The organism is Vreelandella subglaciescola (assembly GCF_900142895.1).
GTDB lineage: Bacteria > Pseudomonadota > Gammaproteobacteria > Pseudomonadales > Halomonadaceae > Vreelandella > Vreelandella subglaciescola.
Genome location: NZ_LT670847.1, coordinates 2,957,671 through 2,973,141 on the forward strand (window position 1 = coordinate 2,957,671; position 15,471 = coordinate 2,973,141).

Consider the following 15,471-nt stretch of genomic DNA (forward strand, 5'->3'; position numbering starts at 1 on the left):
ATCCCTGCCTGTAAGGGGGATTATACATAGAAGTCGAGGTCTTCCTGATGTTTCAGTAAATCGCGCAGGGTATGGGCATCGTCGCCCTTGAAGTAGACCAGCCCCCAGTGCGTGCCAAAGGCCGTGCGTTTGGTCACGGTTTCCTCCATCGGCGTGGTGAGCTCGTGGGACTCGAAGTAGGGGTGATCTTCCACTTCCTCAGGCAGTTCGAGCCGGCTGACCACGCGCCAGCGCGGGTAAACCCCGAAGCAACCGGCAAAGCCGTCGGCATCGACCACTTCCTTGGGGAAGAAGGCAGCGACTTCTTCTGCGGTGGTGTGCGGGTCGAACACCAGCATGGACGCCTGATAGGCGTTGAAGCCGTAGACGCGCTCCAGCAGCTCGAACACCTTGAACCCCGGCGGGCGGTAGGCCACTTCACCGAAGTACATTTCGCCGTCGCTGGTGACAAAGTATTCGGGGTGGATCAGGCCAAACTCGATATCGAAGGTTTTGATCAGCTTTTCGATTTGCGCGGTAATCTGCGCGCGGTATTTTTCCAGCTCCGGCGAGGCGGGCACAAACACCGAATAGCCGAGCGTGACGTACTCGGAAATGTTCAGAAAGGCGATTTTGCCATTGTGAATCCACGCCTCGACGGCAAACTCCCAGCCGTCCAGGTGCGATTCCATCAACACCGGAAATTCTTCCTCGGGGATGGTGTCGACTTCGTCCGGCGTGCGGATTATCCGGTGGCCGAGGCAGCCGGCCTTGTCGAACGCTTTCAGGTGGATGGGGTCGTTGGGATCGCCGTCGAGCTTGAGCAGTGTCTGGTTGACGCGCTTCAGGAAGCGCACCACGTCTTCCTTGTCGTGGGCTTCTTCGAAGATGCCCACGCGAATGCCGCCAAGCTGGGCGCGGCGTTTCATCAGGGCCTTGTCACGCAGCAGCAGCGACTGGCCGTACAGGCGCGGATTATCCAGCAGGACGGAGTTGATCGCGCCGGCCCATTCCACGGTTTCTTCAAACAGCGGAACGGCGACGTTAACGCCTTTTTCCTTGAGGGTGGTGGCGATTTCCAGCGAGCGGTCGTTCAAGCGCTCGAAATCCCACGATACATAGGGAATATCGTGTTGTTGGCAGTAATCTTCTGCCCAGTCAGGTGCTACCACAATGTAGCGACGATCGAATTTTTCGGCGGCTTCAATGGCGCTCAAGCTCCAGCCGAGAAGGGCGATGTAGCCTTTGTTGGTATCCTTTTGCATTGTTCAGCTCCTGTTGCTGCAGACCTGTTGTTGTGACTCGGTGTGGGTGGATCGGTCGTGGCAAAACGTTGAGTGACGCAAGAGTCGGCAAGCGCCTTTAGCGACTCTGATATCACTCTAGCAGTCTGTCGGACTTGATGTTGATAAAGGCATTGAGACGTAGGTCTTTCAACCATCCCTTATGTTGGTGATGGTATATGACCCTTAACCTGCCCCTCGGCTTCTACTCTGCGAGGTGATTATCCGTCGTTACCGGCTGAGCGCTACGCGCCTCAGCCCGCTGCCAACCGGTGCATCCGTTTAATGTTCCATGCCATGGTGACCAGCCGCCACTCACCGCTGACATTCTCCAGCCCTCGCAGCGAGACCTGCCGGAACCCCATCACGTGTTTAATGATCCCGAAGACCGGTTCCACGGTATGTTTACGCAACGCGTAAAGCGCTCGCCCCGCCTGTGTCTTCAAGTGGTGTGCCATTTGCTCAACAGGCTCCTTGCTCGCTGGAGTAGGCGGGTCAGCGGCAAAGCGCTCAAGGACCGGGGGATGGTGGACATCGCGCTTCATTGCTATCAGAGGCTTGATACGGTGGTCGTGGCAGGCTTGAACATTGGCAGCACTGAAGTAGCCGGTATCGGCCAGTAAGTGGTCTGGTTTTGCTAACGGTGCGGGGAGTCTCGCCAACGCCGTCAGTAGCGGCATGACCTGCTGTTTGTCGTTGGTCGCTTGGGTGACATGGGTATGAGTCACCAGCATGCTGTCAGTATCGACTGCGGCCTGGGCGTTATAGCATTGATCGAAGCCCTTGCCTGTGACCGGCATGATGCGTGACTGCGGATCAGTAAGGTTAACCTGATCTTTGTCACGCGGGCCACCTGTTGGCGGTTCAGGGTCACGTCCGCGAGGTTTCTTTCCCGTCTTCCGCTGCGCATCACGCCGTGCCACCTTTTCCTGGTAGGCCGCTTTTTCAGCGGCCTCACGCTCCTTGGCCCGAGCCTCGATCTTGGTCTTCGCTACGGCGATCGCTTCCAAGCGTGCTTCACGCCGGGCTATCTCGGCAGGAATATCCATGCCGTCGGCCGCGTCATCCTTGTCCGCCGATGCAGCCCGCTGGGTCAGCGCCTTCACCTCAGCCTTGAACTGCGCCTCCAGTTTCTTGGCATGACCATATGACAATGCCTTGTGCTTGCTGGCATTGGCGTTGAGTTTGGTGCCGTCCAAGGCGATGGTGCCGAGCGTGAGTAGCTTCATTTCTCGGGCCAGCAGCAGAACTTGAACGAACAGCTGCTCCAGTTCCGGCAGAAAACGCCGACGAAAGGTAGCCAGGGTGTCGTGATCGGGGTGGGTGTTGGCGGCCAAATAGCGAAACGCCACCGAGTCATAGGTGGCACGCTCAATCTTGCGACTGGAGACCACGCCGGTAGCGTAGCCGTAGACCAACAGGTTCAGCAGTACCGCGGGATGATGGGCCTTGGAGCCCCGGCCCGCGTAACGCCGAGTCAGGGCTGAGAGGTCCAGTTGCTCGACGACATCGACGACGAACCGCGCCAAGTGGCCATCCGGCAACCACTCGTCTACCGAAGGCGGCAGTAAGTAATCGGTCTGACGGTCCACAGGGATAAAGCGGCTCATGGCGATGTTCTCAGTTCGGGGTGACAGCGGTTAGTATCTCACGGTGCGGCGGAAAGTCCGACAGACTGCTAGGCGTAACCGGGGCGCGGGGCGAATGCTGTGGTGTCCGGTCTCTCAATGCCCGGCGGTAGGGTAAATGCCAGTTATGTTAGGCTAGCAGGCTTTTTACGAGGCTGTTTTTCGTGGCTGCCCGTGTGTTCGTTGCTGAGTTTTTCGCGACTGGCCTTTTCGCTACTGGCCTTTTTATGACTGACAGCGTTTGCGCGGCTGCGTCAGGGCGGCTAATTCGGTAATGTGTGCGGTCAGCGTTTCCATCAGGACTTTTTACATGCAAGCAAAGACGTTTCGTTTTCCATACAGGGCCGCGCTGGTCGGCCTGTTAATCGGGCTTGGCAGCGGGCATGCCGTGGCGCAGTCAAATCAATCCTGGGTGTCTGAAGAGCTGACGACCTATGTGCGCAGCGGGCCTACCGACGGCTATCGCATTGTGGGTACGCTGAGCGCCGGCGAGCAGGTGCGTGTGCTTGACACAAGCGGCAAATATACCCGGGTCAAAAGCCAGTCCGGTGATACCGTCTGGATCCTCAGCGATGAGCTCAAGAGCACCCCCAGTGCTCGCGAAAAGCTACCCAAGCTCGAGACCCAGGTCACCGAACTGAGCCACGAACTGGACAACATCAACGAGACCTGGGAAGAGCGGGTGTCGTCGATGAAGCAGGGTATTGAAACGCGCACCGAGCGCATCAGCGAGCTTGAAGCACGCAATGAGTCGCTGGACGGTGACTCCGAGGCGCAGCGCGAAAAAGTGCGCGCCCTGAATGCACGGCTGGATACTCAGGAAGAAGACCTGCTGATGCGCTACTTCATGTACGGCGGCGGTGTTGCCGGGGCCGGCCTGCTGGTGGGGCTGATTGTGCCGCACCTGCCGCGCCGGCGGAAAAAGCGCGATCGCTGGTTCCAATAGGACTGATGTTAATAAGGACAGTTGATGACAGAGCAGTGGCTTAAGCGCTGGCGCGAAGGGCGAATCGGTTTTCATCGCGCAACGGCGCATCCCGCGCTTGAGCGCTACTGGCCGACGCTGAATGTGCCGCGGGCCGCGAAGGTGCTGGTGCCGCTATGCGGTAAAAGCGTGGATATGCGCTGGCTGGCTGATGCCGGGCACCCGGTGCTGGGCGTGGAGTTTGCGCCACAAGCCATTGAGCAGTTTGTGGCTGAGCGCCGCCACGAAGTCCTGCGCTACCATCAGGCAGGGTTTGATATTGTCCGTCAGGGTAGCATTGAGCTGTGGCAGGGCGATTTTTTTCACCTGCACATTCGCCAGGTGGCAGAAATCGAGGCATTTTATGACCGCGCTTCGCTCATTGCGCTGCCCAAGCCCACACGCCAGCGTTACGCCTTTCATCTGGCGCAGCTTGTGCCGCCCGGCGCCCGCGGCCTGCTGGTCAGCCTGACCCGAGGGGATGAAAAGGCCGGCCCGCCGTATAGCGTGTCGAATAACGAAGTCGAACAGCTGTTCTCGCCCAATTTTCGCCTGACGTTTCTGGAACAAAGCCCGCCCGACGAGCGGGGCTTTATCGAAAGCGTATGGGCGCTTGAGCGCCGCGGCCCGCTTAGCTAGCGAGCCAAAGAGTTAACGAGCCACCATATTTGGCGCGCCACACTATTATCGAGCCAGCAGAGCGCCGAGTTCGCCGTCGTTGAACGCCCGGTCAAGTGCCTTGCTCAGCAGCTGGTTGAGCATTTCGGTGTTGTCGCCGGCGCTGGGTTTAAGCGCGTAGCTTTGGGTGCGCCGCGAGGTATAGGTACCGGTGTAGGTAGTGCCGCCCTGTGTGGCGATGGCGCGTAGCACGCCTTCCAGGCGGGCTTCATCGAGACCCGGCTGAGCCGCATCGGCCTGAGCGTAGTTGAGCCGCGAGAGTTCCAGAACCAGCGTCGGGCGGCCTTCGGCTTCCTCGTTGACCGGGGTAAAGCCCATGTCGCTTACGGCGCGCTCGGCTTCGCGCTGCAGCTGCGGAATCAGCACGTGGCTGCTGACGGTAATCTGCGACGTTGACATGCCGCCGCCGCTGCGATGGCCAATGACGTCGCTATCGCGCCCGTCCTGGGCAAACACCGCGACTTTCTGGCCGTTGCCAAACTGGGCGACCGGCGCGCTGCGCTCGGGCGTGACGGACAGGTACTGGGGGCTGGCGCAGCCGGCAAGCAACAGGCTGGCCAGCAATAGGCCCAGGCCGCTCAGGAAAAAACGTCGCTGCATAAGAATCTCCGCGGTAATGAGTTAAGTGACAAGCGCAGTTTAGACGCTAACCGGCAAAGGGGGATAGCGTCGCCAAGGCTCCGGCGGCGCAATGGCTATGCCGCGTGGGGCTTGAGAAGGTCGGCGGCTTCATCGGCAAAGCGGTGCCATTGGCGCGGGTGGGCGAACAGGCGTTTACCGCGCTGCAGGCTCAGCCGCTCGAAATCGGCGTGGCGCACGGTGGCAAGCCAGGGTTTGGCGAGCCAGTCGGCCTCCAGCTCCACGCGCACTTCCGCGCCGATCGGCGAGACCGCGGTGACGGTGACCGGCAGGTGGCAGTCGGCGTTGGGTTGCTCGGCCAGCCGCACCTCGTGGGGGCGCAGCAGCAGATCTTCCGCGCCGTCGGGCAGGTCCACTGCCAGCCGCGCATCGCCGCAGGTCAACACGCCGCCGTGCACCTGGCCTTCTAAGTGATTGACGTCGCCCAGAAACTCGAACACGAAACGATTTTGCGGGGCGCGGTAGAGCGTTTCCGGCGTATCGATCTGCTCGATCTTGCCGTCGCTCATCACCACCACGCGATCGGAAAGCTCGAGCGCTTCCTCCTGATCGTGGGTGACGAATACGCTGGTAAAGTTGAGTTCTTCGTGCAGGTGGCGCAGCCAGCGGCGTAGCTCCTGGCGCACCTTGGCATCCAGCGCGCCGAACGGTTCATCGAGCAGCAGTACGTCGGGTTCGACGGCCAGCGCCCGCGCCAGCGAAACACGCTGCTGCTGCCCGCCGGACAGCTGCGCCGGGTAGCGGTTGGCCAGATGCTCAAGCTTGACCATTTCCAGCAGGCGGAATACCCGGGCGCGGATTTCACCGCGCGACGGGCGGCTGCGCCGGGGCATCACGGTCAGGCCGAAGGCGACGTTGTCGAACACGCTCATGTGACGAAACAGCGCGTAGTGCTGAAAGACAAAGCCGATGCGCCGGTCGCGGACGTGGACGTGGGTTACATCGCGCTGGCCAAAGAGAATGCGCGCCGGCGTTCGTGTGCCAGCGCGATCGGGGTTTTCCAGCCCGGCAATAATCCGTAGCAGCGTGGTTTTTCCCGAGCCGGAGGGGCCCAGAAGCCCCACCAGCTCGCCTTCGTGAATATCCAGGTTCACCGGCTCAAGTGCGCGGGTGGCGCCAAAGTGTTTGCCGATATTCTCCAGACGAATGCTCATGCGATTGCCTCCCGGCGCGCTGCGCGCCATTCCAGGCCGGCCTTGGCCGCCAGGGTGAAAAGGGCGATCAGTGCCAGAAGCGCTGCGCTGGAGAAGGCGCCGACCGTGTTGTAGTCCTGATAAAGCTGCTGCACGTTCAGCGGCAGCGTATTGGTTTGCCCGCGGATCGAGCCGGCTACCACCGAGACCGCGCCAAATTCGCCCACCGCGCGGGCGTTGGTGAGAATCACGCCGTAGAGCAGCGCCCAGCGAATGTTGGGCAGGGTAATGCGGCGAAATGTGGTAAAGCCGCCGGCCCCCAGCGTGACCGCAGCTTCTTCTTCGCGGCTGCCCTGGGCCTGCATCAGCGGGATCAGCTCGCGAGCCACAAACGGGCAGGTGACAAACACCGTCACCATCAAGATTCCCGGCCAGGCAAACATCAGCTGAATGTCGTTGGCGTCGAGCCAACTACCGATCCAGCCGTTGCGCCCGTAGAGCAGCAGGTAAATCAACCCGGCAACCACCGGCGAGACGGCAAAGGGAATGTCGATCATCGTTTGCAACAGCCGCCGGCCGGGGAACGCAAAGCGCGTCACCAGCCAGGCCAACGCCACGCCAAACACCAGACAGATGGGGATCGTCATCAGCGCTATGCCCAGCGTCAGAAAAATCGCGTGCAGCGTATAGGCATCGCTGACGTTGGTCCAGAACACGCCGACGCCCTCGGCCAGTGCCTGGGCAAAAATCGCCGCCAGCGGCAGCAGCAGAAACACGGCCGACAGCACCAGTGCCGTGCCGATCAACAGGCGGCGAACGCCCGGTGCATCACCGATACGTTGCATTAGCCTTTTCCTCCGTGCAGGCGGCGGACAAAGCGGCCCTGCCAGATATTGATGGCCAGCAGCAGCGCGAGCGAGACAAACAGCACCACCGAGGCAATCGCCGAAGCGCCGGCAAAGTCGTATTCCTGCAGCTTGACGAAAATCATCAGCGCGGTGATTTCGGTTTCGTAAGGTGCGTTGCCGGCGATGAAAATCACCGCGCCGAATTCGCCCAGCGAACGCACGAACGCAAGGCCGGTGCCGGTCACCAGCGCCGGCCACAGATGCGGCAGGATGACTCGGCGAAAGGCCACGCCGTCGCTGGCGCCCAGAGAAACCGCCGCCTCGTCGATCTCGGCGGGCATGTCCTCAAGCACCGGCTGCACGGTACGCACCACGAACGGAATGCTGGTAAACGCCATGGCCAGGGCAATGCCTACCCAGGTGTAGGCGACCTTGAAGCCCAGCGGTTCCAGCAGGCCGCCCGCCCAGCCGCTTTTGGCATACAGCGTGGCCAGCGTAATGCCGGCAACGGCGGTGGGCAGTGCGAACGGCAGATCCATCAGCGCATCGAGCAGGCGCTTGCCGGGGAATTCGTAGCGTACCAGCACCCAGGCCAGCAGCAGGCCGAAAATCGCGTTAACCAGCGCCGCCACGCCGGCAGCGCCAATGGTAACGGTGTAGCTGGCTACCACGCGCGGATCGCTGATGATCGCCCAGTATTCGACCAGTGAAAGGTCGGACAGCTGGCCAAAAAGGCCGATCATGGGCAGCAGCAGTACCAGCGAAATAAACAGCACGCTGATACCCATGGAAAGGCCAAAGCCCGGCAGCACGCGTGTGCTGCCGGAAAAGCGCCGGGGGAGCCTGAGTGCTTGAAAACTCATAAGGCGTAATTACCGGCGCTGAAGCTGATCGAGCAGGGCACCGCTTTCGAAGTGTGTCTCCATGGCCTCGTCCCAGCCGCCGAACACGTCTTCCACTTTCAACAGCTCGGTTTCCGGGAACTGGTCGGCAAACTCTTCTACTACGACGTCGTTGTTGACGCGATAGTTGAAGTTGGCGAGCAGGCGCTGGGTATCTTCGCGGTACAGGTAGTCGAGGTAGCCGTGAGCCAGATCGACGTTGTCATTACGCTCGGCGTTGGTGTCCACAACGGCCACGGGGAACTCGGCCAGAATGCTGACCGGCGGTACCACGACGTCGTAGTCGTCGCTGCCGTATTCGCCGCGGATGTTGTTGACCTCGGATTCAAAGCTGATCAGCACGTCGCCGATCTCGCGCTCGATAAAGCTGGTGGTCGCGCCACGGCCGCCGGTGTCGAACACTTCCACGTTGCCGAGGAAGGTTTTCATGTAGTCGCGGATCTTGTCTTCGTCGCCGTCAAAGCGCTTGTCCGCAGCGCCCCAGGCGGCCAGATAGGTGTAGCGGCCGTTGCCTGACGTCTTGGGATTGGGGAAGACAATTTGCACATCTTCACCGGCCAGGTCGTCCCAGCTTTCGATGTTTTTCGGGTTACCTTCGCGCACCAGAAAAGCGGTGGTGGAGTAGTAGGGCGAGGCGTTGTTATCAAACGCCTCTTTCCAGTCTTCGGCGACCAGGCCGGCATCGGCCAGCACCTGAACGTCGGTGACCTGGTTGAACGTCACCACGTCAGCGCGCAGGCCCTGAAGGATGGCGCGCGCCTGAGCGGAGGAGCCGTCGTGGGACTGGCTGACTTCTACCGTTTCATCGTGCTCTTCTTCCCACCAGGCCTGAAACTTGGGGTTGATCTCGGCGAACAGCTCGCGGGCAATATCGTAAGAGGAGTTGAGCAGCTCGCGGTCTGCGGCGCTGGCGGTGCCCGAGGCACTGGCGGTAACGGCGAGAGCGAGAACACTGTACTGAAAAGCGCGGGACAAACGGGGAAGTGCCATGAGAAGGCTCCTGTTACGTTAAAAACGACGACTAATGGCGATAAAGATTAAACCTGCAATTGTGGAATTACAATCGTGTTTTATATTCTTTTTATGAATATATGTGTGTTCGCAGCGCCGCTGCCACGTCGTATTCCCGTCATCTGTTATCATGATGTCGCCGGTCGCCAGTGCTGCGCCGGTGTTTCTGTTCGCCTCTTTTTTGTTTCTTCCAGCCCCAAAAGCCGATGACCATGACTGCATCCCATACCGCTGCATCTCGCCCTTTCCGTATTGCCCCCTCGATCCTGTCCGCCGACTTTGCCCGTCTGGGCGAAGAGGTGGACAACGTGCTCGCCGCCGGCGCCGACATCGTGCACTTCGACGTGATGGATAATCACTACGTGCCCAACCTCACCATCGGGCCGATGGTGTGCAAGGCGCTGCGTAACCACGGCGTCACCGCACCGATCGACGTGCACCTGATGGTCAAGCCGGTGGACCAGCTGATCGTTGACTTTATCGACGCTGGCGCCAGCATCATCACCTTCCACCCTGAAGCCTCCGACCATATTGACCGCTCGCTGCAGCTGATCCGCGACGGCGGCTGCCAGGCAGGGCTGGTGTTCAATCCGGCGACGCCGCTCAGCTATCTGGACTACGTGATGGACAAGCTTGATATGGTGCTGCTGATGAGCGTCAATCCGGGCTTTGGCGGGCAGGCGTTTATCCCGCAAACGCTGGATAAACTGCGTGACACCCGGGCACGCCTTGACGCCTCCGGATACGATATCCGGCTGGAAGTGGACGGCGGGGTAAAGGTGGAGAACATCGCCGAGGTGGCGGCTGCCGGGGCGGATACGTTCGTGGCCGGTTCAGCGATTTTCAAAGCGAAAAATGCCAATGACCCCCACGCCTACGACTCGGTCATCAAACAGATGCGCGAGGCGCTGGCGCAGGGGTCATAACACGCTGTTGGCGCTGTTTCAGAGCGCTTCAGGCGGGAGTTCCAGCCTTAGGTTCTGTCTGAAAAGTCGACCCTCATACATCGTTCGATGCAGGCCAGCGTGACCATCGCTCTGTAACTGCTGGCAAGCTTGTCGTAGCGAGTATTCAGCCGACGCTTTTCCTTGAGCCAGCCAAACAGACGCTCTACCACGTTGCGCTGACGGTATTTGGGTCTATCAAACTGATGCGGCAGGCCTGGCCTCGGGCGTCGATGCATGCGCCGTCTGGGGATGATCGGGCGCATACCGTAACGTGTGCAGTAATGTCGTAATGCATCGCTGTCGTAGCCCTTGTCCGCCACAAGATAGCGGCTGCGCTTGCGAGGACGCCCCGCACGCCCCGGCAATCGAACCTTCTCCAGTAGCTCCGTTAAGTAGGTCGAATCCGCGCGCTGGCCTGCAGACAAAGAAAATGTGATGGGAACGCCCTGGCTGTCACACAGCAGGTGGATCTTCGTGGTCAACCCGCCACGACTGCGGCCGAGTGCATGATCCAGCGGTTCTATTGACCCCCCTTTTTGCCGGCACCGCTGGCCGACCGGGTTGCTCTGATGGACGTCGAATCCACCATCCAAGTATTGAGGTCCATATAGCCATCTTCACGCAGACGCAGATGTAGGCGGGACAGAATGTGGTCGAACGTGCCGTCGTCACGCCACTGTCGGAAGCGCTGATAGACGGTTTTCCACGGACCATAACGCTCCGGCAGGTCGCGCCACTGTGCCCCGGCGCAGAGAATCCACAGAATGCCGTTGAGCATCTGGCGATCATCCCGGCGTGGGCGTCCCATAGCCTGCGGCGGAGAAACAATATCTTCGATCACTTGCCAGCGCTGATCGGACAGTTCGTAACGGCCTGCCATAGCGGTCTCCTGCTCAATCAACAGGGACAGCATAACAGCCATGACTTTTCAGACAGAACCTAGGGCGTGTTGACGTTTCATGGCAGGGGTATTGGCAGGATAGGGGCAAGCTCGCAGAATAAAGGTTCCTACGCCAACAAACTGCAAGCCTGCCATGCCCCGACAAATGCTCACGGATGAACACTGGTCGAAGCTGAAACCTATCCTGCTTCAACAAGGTATTTATGACAAGGCTGACTTGCGTACCACGGTGGAAGGCATCCTGTATCGGATGCGCACCGGCTGCCCGTGGCGGGATCTACCGGAGACGTTTGGCCCCTGGAATACGGTCTACAAGCGTTTTAACGCCTGGTCAGCGAGTGGAAAGCTGATGAGGATTTTCAACACGCTGGTGGAAGATCCTGATGTCGAGTGGTTGTTCATTGATGGCTCCTACGTCAAGGCTCATCAGGACAGCACAGGGGCTGCCACGGAAGACGCAGAAGCCATCGGCAAAAGTCGTGCAGGCAATACCAGCAAGATCCACTTGACCGTGGATGCTTATGGGTTACCGATTGCCTTCAGGATAACCGGGGGTGAGGTGCACGACAGCACGGAAGCCCAGGCATTGATTGACGACTTGCCAGCAGGTGATGCGCTGGTGGCTGACAAGGGCTATGACAGTGAACGTATCCGTGAGCAGATCGAGGCCAAAGGCATGGCGGCGGTGATTCCACGCAGGCGTAACTCGAAAAAAGGAAATGCCAATCTGGACAGGGGGTTATATCGCTACCGGCATCTGGTTGAGAATGCCTTTGCTCGACTGAAACCGTATCGCGCCATTGCGACGCGCTACGATAAGCTCAAGCGAAACTACGAAAGCATGGTGGCCTTGGCGTGCTGTTTGTTGTGGCTCCCAATGTGAAACGTCAACAGGCCCTAGTGCAGCTTCATGCGTGGCTTCAGATAGCGGTTGAGCTTGTCGACCAGCCAGCCAAGCGAAGTGCGGGTCGCGCCGTGAATCGAAAGCTGGTGCATGCGGTAGAGTGAGGCGTAGCACTTGCGCGCCAGCCAGCCTTCCAGAAACATGCCCTTGGAGGCCGAGCTGCGCATCAGGTTGCCCACCGCGTCGTAGCGCGCAAGCGATACCAGCGAGCCGTAGTCGCGGTAGTTGAACTCGGCCATCGGCTTGTCGGCCAGCGTGCGAATGAGGTTCTTGGCCAGCAGCGTCGCCTGCTGATGGGCGGCCTGGGCGCGGGGCGGAATGGTGCCGTCTTCGCCCCGGGGGCAGCTGGCGCAGTCGCCCAGGGCAAAAATGGACGGGTCATCCACGCTTTGCAGGGTGGTGTTGACGTGGATCTGGTTGCGCCGGTTGGTGGTAAGCCCCAGTTCGCCCAGGAAATCCGCCGCCTTGATGCCCGCTGCCCAGACGTTCAGGTCGGTATTGATTACGTCGTCATTGCTGGTGAGCAGCCGGTGTGGCTGGGCTTCCTTGACGGCGGTATTCACATGCACGGTAATGCCCAAGTGCTCGAGCTGTTCGCGTACGGTCTCGCTGATGCGCTCGGAAAGTCCGGGCAGCAGGCGTGGCGCGGCTTCCAGCAAATGCACGTTGATTTTCTGGTTGCCGTTGGGCGTCACGCCGTAGGCGCGCAGCATGCGCGAGGCGTCCAGCAGCTCGGCGGCAAGTTCAACGCCGGTAGCACCGCCGCCCACAATGCCGATGGAAAGCTCGGGGTGCTGGCGCTGGGACGGGTCGGTATAGCGCAAAAAGCTATTGATCATATCGTGCTGGAACATTTTGGCCTGTTCCGGCGAGTCGATAAAGTGGCAGTTCTCAGCCACCCCTGTCGTGCCAAAATCGTTGGATACGCTGCCCAGCGCCAGCACCAGATAGTCGTAGCCCAGCTCCCGGGCGGGCAGAATCTCGTGTCCGTTATCGTCGTTGATCGGCGCCAGGTTCAGCACCTTCTTCTCGCGGTCCAGCCCGCACAGCGAGCCGCGCTGATAGCGGTAGTGATGGGTGAACGAGTGGCCATGAAAATCCACTTCGTCCATGCTGGAGTTCAGCACCCCGGTGGCCAACTCGTGCAGCAGCGGTTTCCACACGTGGGTGGCGTGACTGTCGAGCAGTACGATTTCAGCGCGCTGGCGCTTGCCCAGTTTGTGCCCCAACCGGGTGGCGAGGGCCAGGCCGCCGGCGCCCCCTCCAACAACAACAATGCGTGGTGTAGACATAAGCGTCTCCAATAAAAAGGATAGTTAGCATAGAGACTTATTGACGCCTTGACTAATGCGCAAAAGATGACATAGCAGGTAAGATGGTTTGGCAATGGCTTGATAAAGACTCGCAAAAGGACAACAACGGTGCATTCCCTACTCGATAAAAAGCGGCTGGTGGCGTTTGATCTGGACGGCACCCTGATTGACTCGGTGCCCGATCTGGCGGCGGCGCTTGCGCGTGCGTTCAATGAAGAAGGCCTTACGCCGCCCTCGGTTGAAGCGGTCAGCGGCTGGGTGGGCAACGGCGCGCAGGTGCTGGTAGAGCGCGCCCTTGGCTGGGCGTTCGACGTGCCGGAAGCTACGTTGGACGAGGCGCTAAGCACCCGGGTCTACGCCGCATTTTTGCGCCATTACGGCGACGCCCCGCACCGGCTGACGCAGCTTTACCCGGGCGTGGCCGATACCTTGAAGGCCCTCGACCAGGCGGGATTTGTACTGATTTTGATCACCAACAAGCCCGAGCGTTTTATTGCGCCGCTGCTGAGCCACTTTGCGATTGACGCCTGTTTTTCTCTGCGCCTTGGCGGCGATTCGCTGGCGCGTAAAAAGCCCGACCCGCTGCCGCTGGTGCATGCCGCCGCGCACTTTGGCGTACCCGCCAACGCCTGCGTGATGGTGGGCGATTCTCGCCACGATATCGCCGCCGGCAAGGCCGCGGGCTTTGCCACCGTCGCGCTGACTTACGGCTATAACCACGGCGAGCCGATCAGCCAGAGCGCGCCGGATGCGCTGTTGGACTCGCTTACCGAACTGCTTTCGACCTCTGCTACCCCGACCGTTTCTTCGACAAGGACCGCCCGATGATGACTCCCAACCATTTCGCCGAGCTGGCGAAAGCCGGCTATAACCGCATTCCCGTGTCTCACGACGTGCTGGCCGACCTGGACACGCCGCTGTCCACATATCTCAAGCTGGCCAACGTGCCGTGGACGTTTTTGCTGGAGTCGGTGCAGGGCGGCGAGAAGTGGGGGCGTTATTCGATCATCGGGCTGCCGTGCCACGAGCGCATCGAAGTGCGCGGCAATACCGTCAGCCACATCAATGACGGCGAAACCTTGGGCGTCACTGAAGTCGACGATCCACTTGAGTGGATCGAAGCGTTTCAGGCGCGCTTCAAGGTGCCAAAGCTCGACGAGCACCCGCGCTTTGACGGCGGGCTGGTGGGGTATTTTGGCTATGAAACCATTCGCTACATCGAGCCGCGCCTGCGCGGAGAAGCAGGCGCCGGTGACAAGCCCGACCCGCTCGGCGTGCCGGATATTCTGCTGATGGTGTGCAACGATCTGGTGGTGTTCGACAACCTCTCCGGCCGGTTGACCCTGCTGACCCACGCGGACCCCGAAACACCCGACGCGCTGGAACAGGCCAAGCGCCACCTGGGGCATCTGGAAAGCCGCCTGCGTGACGCCTATACCCGCCCCGACGGGCAGCCGCATCAGAAGAAAGACGTGCAGGAAAGCGACTTTACCTCGGGCTTTACCCAGGAAGGTTTCAAGGCGGCGGTCACCAAAATCAAGGAATACGTGAAAGCCGGCGACATCATGCAGTGCGTGCCGTCCCAGCGCATGTCGGCGCCGTACAGCGCCGCGCCGCTGGATCTCTACCGCGCGTTGCGCAGCCTCAACCCCTCGCCGTACATGTTTTATCTGAACCTTGATGACCATCAGGTAGTGGGCTCTTCGCCGGAAATTCTCACCCGCACCGAAGAGGGCGAAGTGACCGTGCGGCCCATCGCCGGTACCCGCAAGCGCGGCAAAAACGAAGCGGAAGACAACGCGCTTGAAGCTGAGCTATTGGCCGATCCCAAAGAGCTTGCCGAGCACTCGATGCTGATTGATCTGGGACGCAACGATGTCGGCCGCATCAGCGAAACCGGCAGCGTCAAGGTCACCGACAAGATGGTGGTGGAGCGCTATTCTCACGTGATGCACATCGTCTCCAACGTCACCGGCCGGCTCAAGCCGGGGCTTTCGGCGATGGATGCCCTGCGCGCGACGTTCCCCGCGGGCACTGTTTCCGGCGCCTCCAAAGTGCGTGCGATGGAAATCATCGACGAAGTCGAGCCGGTCAAGCGCGGCATTTATTCGGGTGCGGTGGGCTACCTTTCCTGGCACGGCAACATGGACACCGCGATTGCCATTCGCACCGCGGTAATCAAGGACGGCCAGGTACACGTGCAGGCCGGCGCCGGCATCGTCGCCGACTCGGTGCCCGAAATGGAATGGCAGGAAACCCTCAACAAGGGTCGCGCTCTGATCCGCGCGGTGGCCATGGCCGAGCGCGGACTGGACGATATCTGACTCTGCCGGCCGGCGTT

The 15,471-nt window shown here is 60.4% G+C and carries 15 protein-coding genes; 6 read left to right on the top strand and 9 right to left on the bottom strand.

The features are described 5' to 3' along the window. Positions 1–20 precede the first annotated feature (20 nt). On the bottom strand, positions 21–1,244 hold the full coding sequence (locus B5495_RS13790; protein ID WP_079554620.1) for an ATP-grasp domain-containing protein: 1,224 nt from the start codon (positions 1,242–1,244) through the stop codon (positions 21–23). Positions 1,245–1,516: 272 nt separating this feature from the next. Then, positions 1,517–2,872: an IS1182 family transposase gene (locus B5495_RS13795; protein ID WP_079551616.1), complete on the bottom strand. Its 1,356-nt coding sequence runs from the start codon at positions 2,870–2,872 to the stop codon at positions 1,517–1,519. A 328-nt stretch (positions 2,873–3,200) separates the two neighbouring features. On the opposite strand from B5495_RS13795, the gene B5495_RS13800 reads away from it, so the two are divergent. Beyond that, a complete protein-coding gene (locus B5495_RS13800) occupies positions 3,201–3,836 on the top strand; it encodes a TIGR04211 family SH3 domain-containing protein (protein WP_079554622.1) in 636 nt (211 codons plus the stop codon). Between the two features lie 24 nt (positions 3,837–3,860). Beyond that, on the top strand, positions 3,861–4,493 hold the full coding sequence (locus B5495_RS13805; protein ID WP_079554624.1) for a thiopurine S-methyltransferase: 633 nt from the start codon (positions 3,861–3,863) through the stop codon (positions 4,491–4,493). Between the two features lie 45 nt (positions 4,494–4,538). On the opposite strand, the gene B5495_RS13810 is transcribed toward B5495_RS13805, so the two are convergent. The 5 genes from B5495_RS13810 to cysP form a co-directional block, all read right to left on the bottom strand. Further along, positions 4,539–5,132 carry a YajG family lipoprotein gene (locus tag B5495_RS13810; protein ID WP_079554626.1) on the bottom strand — a complete coding sequence of 198 codons (594 nt, stop codon included), beginning with the start codon at positions 5,130–5,132 and terminating at the stop codon, positions 4,539–4,541. Between the two features lie 95 nt (positions 5,133–5,227). After that, positions 5,228–6,325, bottom strand: a complete 1,098-nt coding sequence (locus B5495_RS13815) for a sulfate/molybdate ABC transporter ATP-binding protein (protein WP_079554628.1) — start codon at positions 6,323–6,325, stop codon at positions 5,228–5,230. Next, the gene (cysW, locus tag B5495_RS13820) at positions 6,322–7,149 is read right to left on the bottom strand and encodes a sulfate ABC transporter permease subunit CysW (RefSeq protein WP_079554630.1); all 828 of its coding nucleotides are present in this window, start codon (positions 7,147–7,149) and stop codon (positions 6,322–6,324) included. The genes B5495_RS13815 and cysW overlap by 4 nt, the downstream gene beginning before the upstream one ends. After that, positions 7,149–8,015, bottom strand: coding sequence for a sulfate ABC transporter permease subunit CysT (gene cysT, locus B5495_RS13825; protein ID WP_079554632.1), 867 nt, complete (start codon positions 8,013–8,015; stop codon positions 7,149–7,151). The genes cysW and cysT overlap by 1 nt, the downstream gene beginning before the upstream one ends. A gap of 9 nt (positions 8,016–8,024) precedes the next feature. Beyond that, positions 8,025–9,044, bottom strand: coding sequence for a thiosulfate ABC transporter substrate-binding protein CysP (gene cysP / locus B5495_RS13830; RefSeq protein ID WP_079554634.1), 1,020 nt, complete (start codon positions 9,042–9,044; stop codon positions 8,025–8,027). Positions 9,045–9,277: 233 nt separating this feature from the next. Between cysP and rpe the strand changes: the two genes are divergently transcribed. Then, positions 9,278–9,991: a ribulose-phosphate 3-epimerase gene (gene rpe / locus B5495_RS13835; protein WP_079554636.1), complete on the top strand. Its 714-nt coding sequence runs from the start codon at positions 9,278–9,280 to the stop codon at positions 9,989–9,991. Between the two features lie 47 nt (positions 9,992–10,038). Here the strand turns inward: rpe and B5495_RS13840 are convergent. Beyond that, positions 10,039–10,892 (bottom strand): IS5 family transposase gene (locus tag B5495_RS13840; protein WP_154045165.1). Its coding sequence is split into 2 segments (ribosomal slippage): positions 10,039–10,535 and positions 10,535–10,892, totalling 855 coding nucleotides; the frame shifts between segments, so codons are not numbered across the junction. 154 nt (positions 10,893–11,046) lie between these two features. On the opposite strand from B5495_RS13840, the gene B5495_RS13845 reads away from it, so the two are divergent. Continuing rightward, on the top strand, positions 11,047–11,796 hold the full coding sequence (locus B5495_RS13845; protein WP_079550575.1) for an IS5 family transposase: 750 nt from the start codon (positions 11,047–11,049) through the stop codon (positions 11,794–11,796). Positions 11,797–11,810: 14 nt separating this feature from the next. Here the strand turns inward: B5495_RS13845 and B5495_RS13850 are convergent, their stop codons facing one another. Then, entirely contained in the window at positions 11,811–13,109 is a 1,299-nt protein-coding gene (locus B5495_RS13850) for an NAD(P)/FAD-dependent oxidoreductase (RefSeq protein ID WP_079554637.1), read from the bottom strand. A gap of 129 nt (positions 13,110–13,238) precedes the next feature. Here B5495_RS13850 and B5495_RS13855 point away from each other — a divergent pair, with 129 nt between their 5' ends. Continuing rightward, positions 13,239–13,958 carry a phosphoglycolate phosphatase gene (locus B5495_RS13855; protein WP_079554639.1) on the top strand — a complete coding sequence of 240 codons (720 nt, stop codon included), beginning with the start codon at positions 13,239–13,241 and terminating at the stop codon, positions 13,956–13,958. Continuing rightward, positions 13,958–15,454: an anthranilate synthase component I gene (gene trpE / locus B5495_RS13860; RefSeq protein ID WP_079555110.1), complete on the top strand. Its 1,497-nt coding sequence runs from the start codon at positions 13,958–13,960 to the stop codon at positions 15,452–15,454. Before B5495_RS13855 ends, trpE begins: the two co-directional genes overlap by 1 nt. Positions 15,455–15,471 lie beyond the last annotated feature (17 nt).

What these genes read in the sequence shown, in the direction of transcription:
- B5495_RS13800 (WP_079554622.1), top strand. Translation starts at nt 3,201, where the DNA reads ATGCAAGCAAAGACGTTTCGTTTTCCATACAGGGCCGCGCTGGTCGGC.
- cysP (WP_079554634.1), bottom strand. Translation starts at nt 9,044, where the DNA reads ATGGCACTTCCCCGTTTGTCCCGCGCTTTTCAGTACAGTGTTCTCGCT.
- B5495_RS13810 (WP_079554626.1), bottom strand. Translation starts at nt 5,132, where the DNA reads ATGCAGCGACGTTTTTTCCTGAGCGGCCTGGGCCTATTGCTGGCCAGC.
- cysT (WP_079554632.1), bottom strand. Translation starts at nt 8,015, where the DNA reads ATGAGTTTTCAAGCACTCAGGCTCCCCCGGCGCTTTTCCGGCAGCACA.
- B5495_RS13815 (WP_079554628.1), bottom strand. Translation starts at nt 6,325, where the DNA reads ATGAGCATTCGTCTGGAGAATATCGGCAAACACTTTGGCGCCACCCGC.
- rpe (WP_079554636.1), top strand. Translation starts at nt 9,278, where the DNA reads ATGACTGCATCCCATACCGCTGCATCTCGCCCTTTCCGTATTGCCCCC.
- cysW (WP_079554630.1), bottom strand. Translation starts at nt 7,149, where the DNA reads ATGCAACGTATCGGTGATGCACCGGGCGTTCGCCGCCTGTTGATCGGC.
- trpE (WP_079555110.1), top strand. Translation starts at nt 13,958, where the DNA reads ATGACTCCCAACCATTTCGCCGAGCTGGCGAAAGCCGGCTATAACCGC.
- B5495_RS13795 (WP_079551616.1), bottom strand. Translation starts at nt 2,872, where the DNA reads ATGAGCCGCTTTATCCCTGTGGACCGTCAGACCGATTACTTACTGCCG.
- B5495_RS13790 (WP_079554620.1), bottom strand. Translation starts at nt 1,244, where the DNA reads ATGCAAAAGGATACCAACAAAGGCTACATCGCCCTTCTCGGCTGGAGC.
- B5495_RS13850 (WP_079554637.1), bottom strand. Translation starts at nt 13,109, where the DNA reads ATGTCTACACCACGCATTGTTGTTGTTGGAGGGGGCGCCGGCGGCCTG.
- B5495_RS13845 (WP_079550575.1), top strand. Translation starts at nt 11,047, where the DNA reads ATGCCCCGACAAATGCTCACGGATGAACACTGGTCGAAGCTGAAACCT.
- B5495_RS13805 (WP_079554624.1), top strand. Translation starts at nt 3,861, where the DNA reads ATGACAGAGCAGTGGCTTAAGCGCTGGCGCGAAGGGCGAATCGGTTTT.